This is a genomic window from Paenibacillus taichungensis (assembly GCF_047302525.1).
Lineage (GTDB): Bacteria > Bacillota > Bacilli > Paenibacillales > Paenibacillaceae > Paenibacillus > Paenibacillus taichungensis_B.
The window spans coordinates 4890485-4907051 of record NZ_CP168020.1 but is presented as its reverse complement, the minus strand read 5'-3'; the positions used below and the strand labels follow the sequence as shown (position 1 = coordinate 4907051).

The 16567-nt window shown below is 48.3% G+C and carries 13 protein-coding genes; 12 read left to right on the top strand and 1 reads right to left on the bottom strand.

All coding sequences use genetic code 11. The features are described from left to right. The first annotated feature begins 20 nt into the window (after window positions 1–20). The gene (locus ACDJ58_RS21940) at window positions 21–1355 is read left to right on the top strand and encodes an AbfB domain-containing protein (protein WP_413372918.1); all 1335 of its coding nucleotides are present in this window, start codon (window positions 21–23) and stop codon (window positions 1353–1355) included. 80 nt (window positions 1356–1435) lie between these two features. Next, window positions 1436–3274: an RICIN domain-containing protein gene (locus tag ACDJ58_RS21935; RefSeq protein ID WP_413372917.1), complete on the top strand. Its 1839-nt coding sequence runs from the start codon at window positions 1436–1438 to the stop codon at window positions 3272–3274. A gap of 193 nt (window positions 3275–3467) precedes the next feature. On the opposite strand, the gene solA is transcribed toward ACDJ58_RS21935, so the two are convergent. Continuing rightward, window positions 3468–4607 (bottom strand): N-methyl-L-tryptophan oxidase, encoded by a 1140-nt coding sequence (gene solA / locus ACDJ58_RS21930; protein WP_413372916.1) that lies wholly within the window; start codon window positions 4605–4607, stop codon window positions 3468–3470. A gap of 231 nt (window positions 4608–4838) precedes the next feature. Between solA and argH the strand changes: the two genes are divergently transcribed. The 10 genes from argH (at window position 4839) to ACDJ58_RS21880 (ending at window position 16567) form a co-directional block, all read left to right on the top strand. Continuing rightward, the gene (gene argH, locus ACDJ58_RS21925; protein WP_413372915.1) at window positions 4839–6347 is read left to right on the top strand and encodes an argininosuccinate lyase; all 1509 of its coding nucleotides are present in this window, start codon (window positions 4839–4841) and stop codon (window positions 6345–6347) included. 18 nt (window positions 6348–6365) lie between these two features. Next, window positions 6366–7310: an amidohydrolase family protein gene (locus ACDJ58_RS21920; RefSeq protein WP_413372914.1), complete on the top strand. Its 945-nt coding sequence runs from the start codon at window positions 6366–6368 to the stop codon at window positions 7308–7310. Between the two features lie 60 nt (window positions 7311–7370). Further along, complete coding sequence (locus tag ACDJ58_RS21915; RefSeq protein ID WP_413372912.1) at window positions 7371–8720, top strand: extracellular solute-binding protein; 1350 nt, start codon at window positions 7371–7373, stop codon at window positions 8718–8720. A gap of 27 nt (window positions 8721–8747) precedes the next feature. Then, the gene (locus tag ACDJ58_RS21910) at window positions 8748–9692 is read left to right on the top strand and encodes a carbohydrate ABC transporter permease (protein ID WP_413372910.1); all 945 of its coding nucleotides are present in this window, start codon (window positions 8748–8750) and stop codon (window positions 9690–9692) included. 25 nt (window positions 9693–9717) lie between these two features. Beyond that, window positions 9718–10578, top strand: coding sequence for a carbohydrate ABC transporter permease (locus ACDJ58_RS21905; protein ID WP_413372908.1), 861 nt, complete (start codon window positions 9718–9720; stop codon window positions 10576–10578). A gap of 243 nt (window positions 10579–10821) precedes the next feature. After that, complete coding sequence (locus tag ACDJ58_RS21900) at window positions 10822–11646, top strand: alpha/beta hydrolase (protein ID WP_413379778.1); 825 nt, start codon at window positions 10822–10824, stop codon at window positions 11644–11646. Window positions 11647–11755: 109 nt separating this feature from the next. Continuing rightward, window positions 11756–13399, top strand: coding sequence for an AraC family transcriptional regulator (locus ACDJ58_RS21895; RefSeq protein WP_413372907.1), 1644 nt, complete (start codon window positions 11756–11758; stop codon window positions 13397–13399). A 119-nt stretch (window positions 13400–13518) separates the two neighbouring features. Continuing rightward, window positions 13519–14520: an ABC transporter substrate-binding protein gene (locus ACDJ58_RS21890; protein ID WP_413372906.1), complete on the top strand. Its 1002-nt coding sequence runs from the start codon at window positions 13519–13521 to the stop codon at window positions 14518–14520. A gap of 24 nt (window positions 14521–14544) precedes the next feature. Further along, a complete protein-coding gene (locus ACDJ58_RS21885) occupies window positions 14545–15552 on the top strand; it encodes a FecCD family ABC transporter permease (protein WP_413372905.1) in 1008 nt (335 codons plus the stop codon). After that, on the top strand, window positions 15545–16567 hold the full coding sequence (locus ACDJ58_RS21880; RefSeq protein WP_413372904.1) for a FecCD family ABC transporter permease: 1023 nt from the start codon (window positions 15545–15547) through the stop codon (window positions 16565–16567). Before ACDJ58_RS21885 ends, ACDJ58_RS21880 begins: the two co-directional genes overlap by 8 nt.

The window sequence follows — 16567 nt, the reverse complement described above, 5'->3', positions numbered from 1 at the left end:
TTTCGATAAGGAGATGACCCATGTTCACAAGGAAAAGATGGAGTACAAGATTATTCAAAACTTGTAAGTCCGGCATGATCATGCTGCTTGGAGCATTGCTTTTATTCATCACGTTATTCCCGAATACAGCCAGAGCAGCAACAAGTGTTTACACGATTTCGGCTTTTACCAATACGAGCGAATCCAATCTGTATATCTATGAATCCTACAATGCGACTAATTACGGTTTGCTTAAAGGGCCTGCCTATACACCCCCGGCCAATCTGATCCGTGATCCCAGCATCATGAAGCATACGGATGGGCTGTATTATGTCGTTTATACCACGAACTGGTCAGGTAATACGATAGGCATCGCATCAAGCACAGATAAGGTGAATTGGACGTTTGTCCGCAATATTACCCTATCTGCACCCACCACGATTGCACATACCTGGGCACCGGAATGGTTCAAAGACAGCAACGGCAGTCTGAACATCATCGTGTCCATCTCCCCAGGCAATTATGAGAACTTCAAACCTTATGTTATCACAGCGACCAATGCAACGCTGTCTTCCACAACATGGTCTGCTGCCACAGAGCTTGCAGGCATTGCACCCAATTACATCGATACCTTCATCGTCAAGACAGGATCAACCTACCATGCATTCACCAAGAATGAGACCACCAAGTATATCGAATATGCTACAGCTACTTCCCTCACCGGACCTTACACATTCAAAGGGACAGGGGATTGGGCAGGCTGGGGCTCCTGGGTAGAGGGACCTGCGCTTGTCCAGCTGGATAACGGTTCTTGGCGAATCTATTTTGACGGATACTCTACACAAAAATATTATTACAGCGACTCTGCTGACGGGTTTCAGACCTGGAGTGCAAAGCAGGAGCTTGCCGGTCTGACCGGATTGGTTCGGCACATGACCGTGTTGAAAGAAACCGGGCAGCCTGGCGATATCCGCAAGCTGGAGTCCTATAATGTGCCAGGCAGCTTCATTCGCCATTATAACTATCAGGCCCGAATCGATGCCAGTGTCAGTCCCGCAGAGGACGCACAGTTTCGCATCGTTCCCGGGCTGGCGAATGCAACAGGCATTTCATTTGAGTCTATGAATTATCCAGGCTATTTCCTGCGCAATAATAATGGCAACATCACACTGGTGAAAAATGACGGCAGTGCTACGTTTCGAAATGATGCCACGTTCAAACGGGTGAGTGGACTCGCGAATACCAGCTGGACATCTTACGCCTCTTTCAGCAATCCGAATTTGTACCTGAGACATTACAACAACGTGCTGCGTCTGGAATCCATCGTTACGGCGATTGACAAGGCAGATGCTACGTTCAGGGAGATTGCACAGTAATCTTCTGGATTCTTCCATTGAAATTGAACTCATTTTATCTTAAGAAACTGAACTCATTTACTTCAGAAGGAGTGAATCAAATGAAATGGTTGAAACGGTTGGGCACCCTGCTAATGGCAGGAAGTCTTATAACAGGGAGCTTGGGTACGGAAGCATCCGCCGCGGGTTCTTATACAGCCACGGCTGATCCCTCGAAGCAATATCAGACTATCGAAGGTTGGGGAACATCCCTTGCCTGGTGGGGCAAAGTGGTCGGAGAGTACTCCAACCGGGATGAGTATGTGGAAAAGATGTTTAGCCCAACAACAGGACTAGGTCTGAACGTCCTGCGTTACAACATTGGAGGCGGCGATAATCCTTCATCAAATGTGCTGGAATATCGCAAAGCCGTGCCGGGATATCAACCTTCCCCGGGCGTGTATGACTGGAATGCAGATGCCAATCAGAGGTATATGCTCCAAGCCGCCAAATCATATGGAGTCAACGTCTTTGAAGCCTTTGCGAACTCGGCACCCTATTGGATGACCATTAGCGGAAGTGTGTCCGGGGCCGCGAATGGTGGCAATAATCTCAAGCCGGATTATTATGATGATTTTGCTGATTATCTCACAGAGGTCGTGAAGCATTTCAGAGATAACTGGGGCATCACGTTTGACACAGTTACCCCGCTTAATGAACCGATCTCCACTTGGTGGAAGCTGGGCAATAATCAGGAGGGTATGCACTTTGATCGGGCAGATCAGAACACGATTCTGAGCCAGGTGCAATCTTCACTTACAGCAAAGGGATTGTCCACGAAGCTGAGCGCACCAGAAGAATACAGTCTGGATGACACAACCACTTCCTTCAACAGTTACAGCAGTGCAGTGAAGTCTGCGATCAGTCAAATTAACACACATACCTATGGCGGAAGCAATCGTGCATCATTGCGGAATACAGCGACTTCAGCGGGAAAACATCTCTGGACCTCAGAATATGGAGACGGGGATGCCAGCGGACTAACGATGTCACGCACGATCCTTAAGGATATACGCAACATGGGGGCGAGTGCGTGGGTCTACTGGCAGGCCGTAGATAGTGCGGATGGCTGGGGATTTTTCAAAAACGTACTGAATAACACGCAAACGACCAGTTACACTGTGAATCAGAAATATTATGTCATGGGCAACTACAGCAAGTTTATTCGTCCTGGTTACAAGATCATCGGCATGAGTGATGCCAATACGCTTGCTGCCTATGATGCTACTTCAGGTAAAGTGGTGCTGGTGACTACCAATTCGGATTCGAGTGATACAGCGGTGACGTATGATTTGAGTCAGTTTACAAGTGTTGGATCGTCTGCTCAAGTACACCGGACCTCCTCTACGGAGAAGTTGCAGCAGTTGACCAACATCAACATTCAGAATAAAAAGTTTACAGCGACCGCCAAAGCGGGCTCGGTTACGACCTATGTCATATCTGGCGCGACGTATAATGGCAGCACAGGATATGAATCCGGGGCGATCTATAAGCTGATCAATCGGAACAGTGGTCTCGCTTTGGATGTGAATGGGGCTTCTACTGCCGGGGGTGCAACGATCATCCAGTGGAACGACAATGGCGCAGCAAACCAACAATGGAAGTTGGAGTCTGCGGGCAACAGTTATTATAAGATCCGTAACGTAGGCAGTGGTCTGCTGCTGGATGTGAATCAGAGCTCTACTCAAGGAGGAGCAGCCTTAATTCAGTGGCAGGATAACGGGGGCAACAATCAACAATGGTTACCGGTGGATGTCGGAGGATATCTTGTGCTCGTGAACCGCAATAGCGGCTTGACCGTTGATATCAACCAGAGCTCCACAACCGCAGGTGCCTCGACCATTCAATGGGCAGACAATGGTGGAGCCAATCAGCAATGGAGTTTGGTTAAAGTGAATTAAAAAGGAGAGTATTCATTGCGCGGACTGCTCTCGCTTTAGAATGATTCAACGTTGCTAAGGTAAGGATACTCCTTTCTTGAAGTAGGGCGCGCTATGCCACACGGCACGGCTCAAGAAAGGAGTTCATCCTGATACACCAAATCGAGTTAGCTTACGTTCAGTACTAGTTCAGCCTTCTCCGGGGGCTAGTGCTCTATTGAAAACGTGAAAGGGCAAATCGTCCAATACCCTGATCCGTATGCCCTGTTTGCACCAAGTCAGACAATATTTTGCCCACTGCACTTGCAAATTTGAAGCCATGACCGGAAAATCCGCCTGCCAGCCATACATGGTTATGGGCAGGGTGACGGTCGATAATAAAATCTTCATCCGGTGTGAACTCGTATTTGCATACCGCACCACGCTTCAGCTTTCCCGCTGCCAGAGGCATCCGAAGTTCAAGCAATCTCCGCAGATCACCCTCATCCGTCTTATCAGAGCCAAATGAAGCCAGTGTACCGCCTGGTGTCCACTCCTGCCCCGTATCGTGACGTCCAATCTTCAGACCCGACCCGCCAATGCTAGGAAATCCATAATATCCGCCTTCTTTTCCAGCCAGCGTGAAACCGGGAAAGTGATCCTCGGCGAACAATGCCTCCGGTGCATCGAACCATCCCACGGTTTTGCGTACAGCTCGAATGGGAAGGTTCACGAACGGTTTCAGCGTCTGAAACCATGCCCCGGCACTGAGAATGACCTGGTTCGCATAATACGTCTCGCCAGCAGATGTGATGACTCCAACAGAATCTGTACTGCACTCGATATGTTCAACACGTGTGTTCGTTAAGAGAGTGGCACCCGATGCTTCGGCTGCCTGACGGAAGGCGAGCACGCAGCGTTCACTGAATAAATAACCTGCATCAGGCTCATACATTCCCTCATAATGTTCGGGGACTTCAATGCCTGGCCAGCGTTTCATGATTTCGGCTGCGCGCAAGGTTTCATACCGAATCCCCGCATCGTCAGCATGGGTTAAACGATTATGAAAAGAATGGATGTCCGGGTCAACTATATTCAAGACGCCCGATGGTACAAGCAATTTGGCCCCGGTAGTATCCTCCAGTTCTTCCCACAGTTCCTGCGCCAGAAGTGCCATCGCTATATAGTCAGGTCCCCCGCTATACACGTGGCGGATAAGCCGTGGTTCTCCGTGATGGCTGCCTTCCGTATGCGGAGGATCAAAGGCATCAATCAGCAATGTTTTTAATCCACTGCGCGCAAGATAATAACCTGCACTCATGCCCATCGATCCGGCTCCAACGATAATGACATCACAGGAATGTGATATAACCATCCCTCCTTCCGCTTATTTTTCACAGACCAATCTTATACAGGATAATCTAGTCTTCAAATCTACGGCAGTCAATAGAACAGGTTATAGAGAAAGCCGATACGACAATAGAAAATTTTGATTAAGGATAAAGTTGTATGTATACCAAAATAGTGGTAGAGTTTTGAACTAAACATTCCGACCTGATTAGTTGGTATTTCAGATCTCTGTATATTCAGATGAAGAGCAAGGAAGGTGAAGTCAACGTCAACGAATCCAACACAAACGTCTGGTTTTCCCAGTCAAACCTATGCCGAAATTGTACTTGAACCCGCCTATAACCAGGCCACACAGCATCTGCTGAACCCCATGATGGCCGTAAACAAAGCACATCTGATTATGCTCCGTGAACAACACATCATTCCGGAGCAAGAGGCGTGCCACATCGCTTCGGCTATACAGAGTCTGGATGTAGATGGGCTCCGAACGAGCGAATATTCCTCCCACGTTGAAGATTTGTTCTACCAAGTCGAAGTTGAACTAGAGAAGTTTGGCGGACCCTCTGTCGGGAATCTGCATTTAGCCAGAAGCAGAAACGATATGGGAATCGCCATTTATCGTATGGTACTGAGGGAGAAGCTGAACTCAACGATTTCCTCAGGGCTGTCATTACATCGAAGCCTAAGAGAATTTGCATTACGTCATATCGATACCCTCATGATTGCTCACACGCACACCCAACAAGCCCAGCCGACAACACTTGCCCACTACATCTGTGCCGTTAGCGATTCCCTTGAACGGGATCTTACTCGGTTAAGATCCGCCTATATAGGCTGCAATCGCAGCAGTCTTGGGGCGGCTGCTCTCACTACTTCTGGTTTTCCGGTCTGTCGAGACCGGACCGCAGAACTGCTTGGCTTTGATGGCATTATTGAGAATGCCTATGATGCCGTCAGCGGTGCAGATTATGCAGGTGAATCCGCCTCTGTAGCCCAACTGGCAGCTATCAATCTGGGGCGTTTCGTCCAGGATCTGCTGTTATGGTGCACACAGGAATATGGTGCATTAATTGTAGCTGCCCCTTACGTTCAGATTAGTTCAATCATGCCGCAAAAACGGAATCCGGTATCGATTGAACACGCCCGTTCACTCCTTTCAAGTGCCAAAGGGGATGCAGCAACTGCTCTTAACATGATGCATAACACGCCCTTTGGTGACATTGTAGATACCGAAGATGATATGCAGCCCTATGTATGGAGAAGTCTGAATACGCTTGAATCCGTATATCGCTTGCTGTCCGAAGTGATGGATACACTTAAGGTGAATGTGTCATTGCTGCGTGAACGGGCAGAGCATAGCTTTGCCATGGTTACCGAACTTGCAGATACGCTGGTCCGCACCGAAGGATTATCGTTTCGACAAGCTCATTCCATCGTGAGCCGCATTGTAACACAGTTGACTGAGTCCGGTACTTCCATTTCGGGATTGAACTGGGATGTTGTGAATACAGCGGTGCAGGAAATTGCGGCCAAGCCGCTTGCTTTAACCGTTGAGCAATTAGAGGAAGCGATATGCCCCGAGCATTTTGTACACATTCGGCATGTACGTGGTGGCCCCAATCCGGAGGAAGTTGCAAGAGCATTGGAGGCCCAAGCGCTCCGTCTCGGCAAACAGGAACAATGGAGTCTTGATACCACTAATAAACTCCGTTCTGTAGATGCAAAACTGGATTTAATTCTAAACGGCTGGCTTAACAGAATCTAAATGGAAGGAGCAAAATCAATGTTCTCCAATCCCGACTTTCGAGTTTTTGACATCCATGCCCATCTGCCTTATAAACTTTTGCTTTCCTCATATAAAAACCATGAGTTGGTGACGCGATATGGCAAGGAACGCAGTGAGCGAATGAGACTAACCTGGGACTTCCCGGCGGTGGAGGAGCAGGGAGAGGAAGCTGCACGGCCGTTAATCGAACGGTGGGTAGAGGAATTAGACAAATACAATATTGCTGGACTTAACTTTCTGACGGCTCTGGATAATGACAACTTGGCTGAACAAATATCCATATACCCGGATCGGTTTACCGGATTCGCCTATCATCCCATTGAAAATGAAGATGCATCCATCGAGCTGCGTAGGGCAGTTGATGAGCTCGGATTGCGAGGATATAAGTTGTTTGGTCCCCTCACCCAGATTGCCTTTGACTCTCCTTCGCTCGACCCGGTGTGGGCATTTCTTGCAGAGCGCCGCCTGCCTGTCCTGATTCATTTTGGCATGCTTGGTCATGCCGGAGGCATCGTTCATCATCCCAACATCAATCCGCTTGCCATCTTTAATACAGCCCGTGCCTATCCGGATATTCCGTTCATCATCCCTCATTTTGGCGCAGGGTATTTCCAGGAGCTTCTGCATCTAAGTTGGAGCTGCCCTAATGTATACATCGACACCTCGGGTTCCAATCAGTGGGTACGTTGGATGCCCTACGAGCTGAACCTGGAGACGTTATTCCGCAAAACATACGAGCTGCTGGGTCCAGAGCGAATCATCTTTGGAACGGATGCGAGCGGATTTCCGCGTGGTTATCCCTATCGTTATTTACAGGATCAGGTCCGGGTATGTCGTGAACTTCGCTTCCCTGAAGCGGACATTGAACTCATCTTCGGAAATAACGCAAGACGTCTGTTGAAGCTGCCTGTTGGCAAAGCCGTCGGTTCTACCAACGCGTAAGCCAAGGAAATAGAGAACGTTATAACACTTTTGTTGCAAAAGAGGGGAGAGTGGCTTCACTTGACGAAATCCGGTTATTTTTCATTCAGGCCAAGCAAGACTCTGCAATTTTTGATTGCAGGTTTACTCTTATTGAGCATTACAGCTTGCTCAACCAAGCCATCCGAAGAGTCTGGTTCGGCAGGTGTAACAGCTTCGGGTGATCAGACGGAGCCCATCACGATTGAGTACTGGCAGTACGAATTTCCAGCCAAGGTTGAACTGATCAATACCTTAATCCAGGAATTTGAGACTGAACATCCCAACATCAAAGTCAAACAAACCAATTTTCCGTACGACCAGTACAATCAAAAGGTTGCTACACTTGTTCCCGCCGGAAAAGGACCGGATGTCATCAATCTGTATTACGGCTGGTTGCCCAAATATGTGCAATCCGGTTATTTACAGCCGTTGCCTGAAAGCAGCTTTCCAGGCATCGCCGAGGCATTTTTCCCTTTTGTGGATACAGCCAAATTAAATGGAAGCTATTATGCTCTGCCTACAGGCGTGAGAACGCTGGGGTTGTTTTATAACAAGGACCTGTTCACTAAGGCTGGACTTGATCCCGACAAACCGCCTACGACTTGGGAAGAGCTCGTCTCGGATGCCAAGGCATTAACGGAAACGGACAAAAACGGCCAGTTGGTGACAGAGGGTTTCGCGTGGGAACCGGGCTCCCAACTTCATCACTGGTTCCGAGACGGATTGTTATATCAAGCAGGAGGCAAAGATACGAGCGAGGATCGTCGGAAAATCCTGTGGAATGATACACCCGCTGGGCTTGAAGCATTCAAGTATCTGGTTGATTTTGCAACCGTGCATAAGGTGGGCATTAACGGATTTTACACTGATGATGCCAATGCATTCAAAACCGGCCATGCCGCAATTAACGTGGATGGTTCATATCGATTGGGATCTATCAAAAAAGACGCACCCGATTTGAATTTTGCTGTCGCACCGCTGCCAGGTTATAAAGGAAAATCTACACAGGCTTCATTCTGGGCCAATGCGATTCCAGCCAATGTTACCGGAGAGAAGTTGGAAGCAGCGACAACATTCCTACAGTTTTTGATCAGCAAGGGTGTTCAGGAACAATGGGTGGAGAAGGTCGGTGAACTTCCCGCACAGAAAGAAGTGGCTCTTCAGGATAAGTATGTGAATGACCCGCTGCTTGGCCCTTTCATCTCCCAACTAAACGATGCCAACGCCCACTTTTTCATTGATGAGACGCAGGAGCGTACGTTGTTTGTGAACGCTGTGGATGAGGTGCTGCTCAATCATGTGCCGGAAGAACAGGCCTTCAATGATCTGGTGGCCAAAACCCAGAAGCTCTATGACGACTACTGGGCGAAACAGGATAAGAAAAAATAAGCTCTCATTCAAGGAGGCTGCGCAGCTATGAGGACTACCGGGGTGATCCCTTCGCGGCCGAAACGACGTGTATGGTTCGGATCGGGAATAGGAAGACTCAATTACAGACATAAACAGCGGTTATTCATTTATGGCGGTTTGTTGATTCCGCTGATCTATTTTGTAGTCATCCGCATCTTGCCCATTCTGTATTCCTTTAACGTGAGCTTTCGCGAATGGGGCATGCTGTCACCGGATAAACCCTTTGTGGGCTTTGATAATTATGCGACATTGCTAAGTGACCCTCTATTTCTCAAGTCGCTGGTGAACACAGGGATCTACGTCGTTGTTGGTGTGCCTGCACAGTTGATTGCCGGATTAATCGTGGCTCTTCTTCTCCAGCAAGTGGTGAAGCTGCGCGGATTGTTCAGGACGGCCTACTTTATCCCGTATGTAACCAGTGTAGTGGCGGTAAGCTGGATATTCCGGTGGCTGCTGATGAAGAACGGGATTGTAAATGCCTTATTTATTGAGTTGGGCCTTGGACCACAATCTTTCCTGTATTCGCCCTCACAGGCAATTTTCTGGATTATTGCGGTGATGGTATGGCAAAATATCGGTTTTCAGATGCTCATTTTCCTGGCGGGTCTGCAAAACATCCCCAAACTGTATTATGAGGCGGCTGCCATAGACGGAGCCACGGGATGGCAGCGCTTTGTGCATATTACGATCCCTCTGTTGAATCCGGTCATGCTTCTCTCCGTTGTCATGGCAAGCATTGGATTTCTGCAATCCTTTACCCAGGTGCTGAATATGACTGGCGGCGGACCGTTGGACTCCACCATATCTGTCGTGCTTCATATATACAATTTGGCTTTCAAGAGTTTTGATATGGGCCTGGCCTCGGCAGCAACCGTCATTCTGTTTGCCATCATATTCATGCTGACACTGGTTCAGCTTAAAGTGCTGGGCGGCCGTTTTCAACAGGAGTAAAAGGAAAGGACGGTGTTCTGCAAGCATGAGCAGATCTGCCGCATGGGCCGATACCCGAACAACGCTCCGCTGGAAACGTTCCGGGTCACTGATCAGTTATGGTTTACTTACGCTCGGACTTGGTTTGATGGTGTTTCCGTTTCTATGGATGATATCGACATCGTTCAAGACGTTGGATGAAATCTACTCTCTAAGCCTCATCCCTTCTAGAGTCACATGGGACAATTATGCAGCTATTTTTCAGGGAACCCCATTTCCCCGCTGGATGTTGAACAGTTTATATGTAGCCGTCATTGCCACCGTGAGCGTCTGCGTGTTTGATTCCATTACGGGATATATTCTGGCCAAATTTACGTTCTGGGGGAAACAGGTTATCTTTGTACTCATTCTGAGTACATTGATGGTGCCGACTGAAATGCTGATTATTCCATGGTATCTTGTATCCAGTAGTTTCAACGGCATGGATACGTACTGGGGTATTCTGTTACCAGGTTTAATATCCGGGTTTGGCATTTTTCTAATGAAGCAATTCATGGAATCCCTTCCTTCGGAATTACTGGACGCGGCACGAATTGATGGCATGGGAGAATGGGGCATTTTCCTTCGGATCGCTGTTCCGCTGGTAAGGCCAGCGTTTGCCACCCTCTGCATTCTGACATTCCTGAGCAGTTGGAATTCATTCATCTGGCCGCTCATTATTACACAGAGTGAGGAGATGTTTACGATTCCGGTCGGGATGGCTTTCTTCTCCAGCGAGGCTAAGGACAGCAGCAACTGGGTGCAGATTATGACTGGAGCAACACTTTCGGTTCTACCATTGGTCGTTCTCTTTCTGTGCTTTCAGAAGCAAATCATTCGTGGCATTGCTACAACAGGTCTCAAATAGCATTAAAGCTTCGGACATTTTTTTATAAAAAAGCAAAACAGAACAATACAAAACAAAGCCGGTAACCCCGTCAAGGGGGCCGGCTTTGTTCTTTCATGGAAATGAAAAAGCCATGCATGCAATGAAGCGGTGCATTTTCCATATGGAAATGGGTGATTCGTCCATGGAAGGCCGGACCGACCTTGGATATAATCGGAGACTAAAGCCGTAGCAACCAGGAGGAATACTTTATTGAAACAAGTTATGAGACATGACGGAACAGAACCGGAGGTAACTTTGCCGGGAACAGCTTTTTACCACATGCGTGCAGAACAGACCAAAAGAGAGTACGAGATCAGAGTTTGGGTGCCGGAGAGCGACCCGCCAGCTTCAGGATATCCCGTGATCTATCTGCTGGATGCCAATGCGGTGTTTGGTACGATGGTTGAGGCCATGCGTGTACAATCTTTACGCCCGGAGAAGACCGGGGTTGTGCCGGCAGTTATTGTTGGCGTTGGGTATGCAGTCCGGGAAGCCTTTCCACCGGACAGGCACTATGATTTTATGATGTCGGTTCCCGAAGGGGAATTACCCCGGAGACCGGATGGAGCAGCTTGGCCGGAGCATGGCGGCGCTGAAGCATTCACCCAATTTATCGAGGAACAATTGAAGCCGGATATTGAACGACGCTATGCCATTGACAGGAGAAGACAATCCGTTGTGGGGCACTCGCTGGGCGGATTATTTGTTTTGCAGTTGTTACTGGAACGTCCGGGAACATACCGAAATTACATTGCAGGGAGTCCGTCTCTTCATTGGAACTCGGCATGGATCGCCCGGCAGCAAGAGACGTTTGCTTCCCGTATGCTGGATAAGAGTACGGAAATTCACGTTTTACTTGCAGCGGGAGAACTGGAGGGGAGTCATCCCAGCGGGGTGATTGATCGTTCCCGAGCGTTTACCCAATGGTTGAACCATGCCGATGCAAGTGGAATCCGGGCTGACTTTATCGGTTTTGAAGATGAAGGTCACATCTCTGTATTGCCTGTGTTGATAAGCAGGGCACTGCGATTTGTATCCAGAGATTGAACGGGGTTAGCACCATCATGAAAGAAGTAGTAGATGCGGGAGCCTCCGAAAATTTGATATACTGGTGATAGTTATTGAGAATGGTTATCAAATGGAGGCCTACAAATAGATGATTTCCCCTAACTTATACCCTAATCAAGAGGTGGATTCCACGTATCCACTCGACAGATTGACTATAAAATTGCGTGATATGGAGAAAATGAAATCCACTTCAGACTGGAACATTCCCCAGCAACATACCTCTTCATATGTGCTTGTCATGGTCACAGGTGGTGAAGCCTTACTGACACTGGATCGGGGGTCTATCCATATCCATGCACAAGGAGTATATTCCTGTGTACCCGAATCCACTTTTGGATTGACCTCTTTCAGAGATGAAGGAGCCGAAGTAACGATCATTCGGTTTGATCTTTATCAAGAGCTTCATGATGATCCTGACACCTTGCATGTGGTTAAAGATACCCCGATGTTCAGATCTGGCAAGGAGCTGGCAGTGTCACCCACTGTTCAGCTCTCATTTATGTGCGAAGAAATACACAACCTGTGGCATAGTGGCAGGGCCATGGGGCATTTTCAGGCACATGTGCAGTTTCTCCAATTGCTTGCAAGCCTTACGGAAGCATCGCCTCCGCTCAAGGAAGATTCCCAGATGATGATCCAGCGTACCAAAGATTATATCGATGAGCATTCCAATGAGAATCTAACAGTGGAATATCTGGCAGGCATGGCCGGGCTGAGTCCGAAATATTATGTGGACCTGTTCAAGCGAAGATACGGAATGAGTACAACTGATTATATTTCTTCACTCCGTATTAACCGGGCAAAACAACTGATGGCCGGTACTGAAATGCGTCTGCGGGATATTGCCCACCAGGTTGGATATCAGGACGAATTTTACTTCAGTCGCAAATTTAAAAAAGCCATGGGAATATCCCCTTCGGTATATATGAACAGCCGCCGCCGTAAAATCGCCGCCTATCACATTGCGATTACAGGACATTTGCTGGCCCTGAACATGATCCCCTATGCGGCACCGCTGCACCCGAAATGGACGTCGTATTATTATCGAATGTATGGCAAGGACATCCCTGTACATCTGAGTGCCTATCGGATTGACATGGAGTGGCAATCCAAAATTCAGGCTCTGCAGGAGTATCAGCCAGACCTGATTATCAGTTACGACTACTTGCGACCTGAGGAAAAAGGACAGCTTGAACATATTGCGCCGGTTCATTACCTCAGGGTTTCAGATCACAACTGGCGTTCACAGCTTCAGATTCTGGCTGAACAACTGGGGGCACAGCAGGATGCCAAGAGTTGGTTAGAAACTTATGATCATAAGGCGGAACAGGTCAAAACGATGATGCAGCAAAAGCTTGGCAACGAGAAGGTTGTCGTTGTCCGTTTGTTAAAACATCAATTCACACGTTATTGTTCACCTTCCATGTTGGAAGTGTTATATGGAGATTTGGCAGTCAAACCAGCCCATGTCAGTGAGGAAGGGGAGATATATAACGAGCCGATTACGCTGGAACAACTGGATGAAATGCAGACGGATTGGATATTTCTGATGGTATGTCAAGAGAGTGAGACGTTATCCTTCTGGGAGGATGTGCAGAAAACCTCCTTGTGGCAAAATATAAAATCCGTTCAGAATAACCGGTTGTTCATCATCCCGGCTGATCCCTGGCTTGAGAACTCGCCCCTCGCCAACGAACGCATCCTGGACGATCTAATGGATCGCTATCGGTGAAAAATCCATAGAGATTCAGGACAGAGTCCATGGTTCTGTCCCTCAATCTTGTTTATCATTCAAGAATGATTATTATTCTCAATTAGAATAATCGAACTATTGAAGGGGGATCACCAGAGATGAAAAAGAAATTGGGGTTATGGTTGACAATGATATGTATGCTCGCTGTATTGGGAGCGTGCGGCAATAAAGAGGACGTGTCAGGGAATGCGGAGAATTCGTCTTCGACCGGAACCACGGCGACGAACAATGAAACGGATACAGCTGAGGCAGCTGAAGGCACACGAACCATCAAATACTTAGATCAGGAGTACACGGTTCCGACAGAGGTTAACCGTATTGTTATTACCGGTTCCATGGAAGCGATGGAGGATGCACTGGTTCTTGATGTACATCCGGTAGGGGCTATTACTTTTGGTGGCGAATTCCCGGAGATGTATGCTTCTATCACGGATCAGGCTGAGTCCATTGGGCAGAAGATTGAGCCTAACTTTGAGACCATTCTGTCCCTGAAACCGGATATTATCTTGGGTTCCACGAAGTTTAAACCTGAAGTAGCCGAGCAGTTAAGCAAAATTGCGCCATTTATTCAGGTGTCTCATATTGCTACGGATTGGGAGTCTAACCTGAATCTGCTGGCTGAGCTGACAGGCAAGCAGGAACAGGCCAAACAGGAGATCGAACAGTATAAGGCTGCTCTGACTACTGCCCAGGCTGAACTTGGGGACAAACTGGAAAACAAAAAAGTGCTGGCAGTACGTATCCGTAACGGACAAATGTATGTGTATCCTGAGTCTGTCTTTGTGAATCCGATTCTGTATGGAGACCTTGGATTCCAGGTTCCGGCCGAGATTCAAGCAGCCAAAGCACAGGAAGCACTTTCGGTGGAGAAGTTTGCAGAGATGAACCCGGATTATGTGTTTGTACAATTTGAGACATCTGAGAACTCCGACACCCCGAATGCCCTGACAGATCTACAGAACAACCCGATTATCCAGAAGACAACTGCACTGAAGGAAAATCATGCTTTTGTCAATGTCATTGATCCATTGGCTGAAGGTGGTCCGGCCTGGAGTCGTATTGAATTCCTGAAAGCAGCAGTTGAGCAGTTATCCAAATAATTAGAGCAAGGCGTGTATACTCCTATGCAAAAAAGAAGATTGAATCCGGTGGTGCTGTTCGCAGCAGCACCTCTGTTCATTGCAGTTACCATTCTGGCGTCCGTCATGTACGGAGCCAAGAGCATTGACGTTTCGACCATAACGGCAGCCATTTTCCATTTTGATACAGACAGCATCGATCACCAGATTATCGTGTCATCCCGGCTCCCACGTGTCATTGGTGCTCTATTGATCGGCGCTTTTCTGGCGGTGTCAGGTGCGCTCATGCAGGGGATGACAAGAAACTATCTTGCATCCCCTTCCATTATGGGGGTATCCGATGGATCGGTAGTGGTCATCACCTTATGTATGGTATTTATGCCGAATACGTCTTCTCTTGGTCTTATATTTTACTCTTTGGCGGGATCGGCACTTGGAGCAGCACTGGTATTTTTCATCGCCTGGTTACTGCCAGGCGGCATGTCGCCTGTTCGGCTTGCCATTCTGGGCACGATTATTGGTACATTCCTCGGCGGTGTATCTCAGGCTGTGGCTACCTATTATCAGGTGTCCCAAACAATCAGTTTCTGGTATAACGCCAGATTGCATCAGATGGACCCGGGCATGATCAAGCTGATTATTCCATTTGCTGTGGTGGGTCTGGCGTTAGCCATCATCCTTTCCAAGTCCATTACGATTCTGTCGATGGGCGATGATGTGGCAACAAGCCTGGGGCAGCGTACCGGATGGGTTAAGGCTTTATCGATACTGAGTGTGGTTATCCTGACTGGAATATCCGTGGCTTTGGCGGGCAAAATCGCTTTTGTCGGTTTGTTGGTTCCGCATATTACCCGATTTCTCTTCGGGGTGGATTACCGCTGGATTATTCCGTGCTCCGCTCTGCTGGGTGGATTCTTTTTGGCTTGGTGCGACATCCTGAGCCGTTTCATTAACTCTCCGTTTGAAACACCAATTGGAGTCGTCACCGCATTATTCGGCGTTCCCTTCTTCCTTTATCTGATCAAAACCAAAGGAGGGGGAAAACATGCCTGAACCGCAGCGGGGAAGATTATGGGCCGTTATTTTCATAAATACAGTAATCATCGCAACAGCCGTTTATATCAGTCTGACCAACGGTGCCTTTGATATATCGGTGATGGATGTCGTCAAAACGTTATTGCGGCTGGACCCTGTCCATGAGCATGATCTGGTCATTTTTGACTTCAGGCTGCCGCGTATTGTCATTGCATTACTGCTTGGCCTGGGACTCGGGATTGCCGGAGCTGTGATTCAGGGCATCGCTCGAAATCCGCTGGCTGACCCCGGCATGCTTGGTATTAACGCAGGTGCCGGAACAGCAATGGTACTCTTTATGCTTCTGTTTCACGGGTCCATAACGGGTACAGGATGGTTATCCATTATGGCGATGCCGCTGTTTGGCTTGGTGGGTGGATTAACCGCAGTTATTCTCATCTTGTGGTTTGCACAGGAGCGCGGTCAGTTGGATTCCCAGAGGCTCATTCTGGTCGGGATTGCCATCGGTTCAGGTTTTAGTGCAATTACGCTTTATCTTTCCCTCAAGATGAACCCCTCCGATTTTGAGATGGCTACCGTCTGGCTGACAGGCAGCATTTATAATGCCAACTGGCGATATATATCGGCGATGATTCCATGGCTGGTTCTACTGATTCCATTGCTTTGGGCTAAATCCCGTGTGCTGGATGTGATGCAGCTGCAGGAGGCTAGCAGCATGGGGCTCGGCGTGGATGTTCATCGGGAGAGAAAAATATTGTTGCTGGGCAGTGTTGGGCTCGTCAGTGCCTGTGTTGCCGTTTCCGGGAGTATCGGGTTTGTTGGGTTAATCGCTCCTCATATTGCACGGCGACTGGTGGGGCTTCACCATAAACAGGTTATTCCGATATCCGGGTTGGTCGGCATGGCAATGGTTGTTGTAGGGGATTTGATCGGCAAAACGGTGTTTGCCCCGGCAGAACTGCCTGTGGGTATCGTCATCTCCATTATTGGCGTTCCTTATTTCATCTTTTTACTGCTCAAAAACCGGATGTAA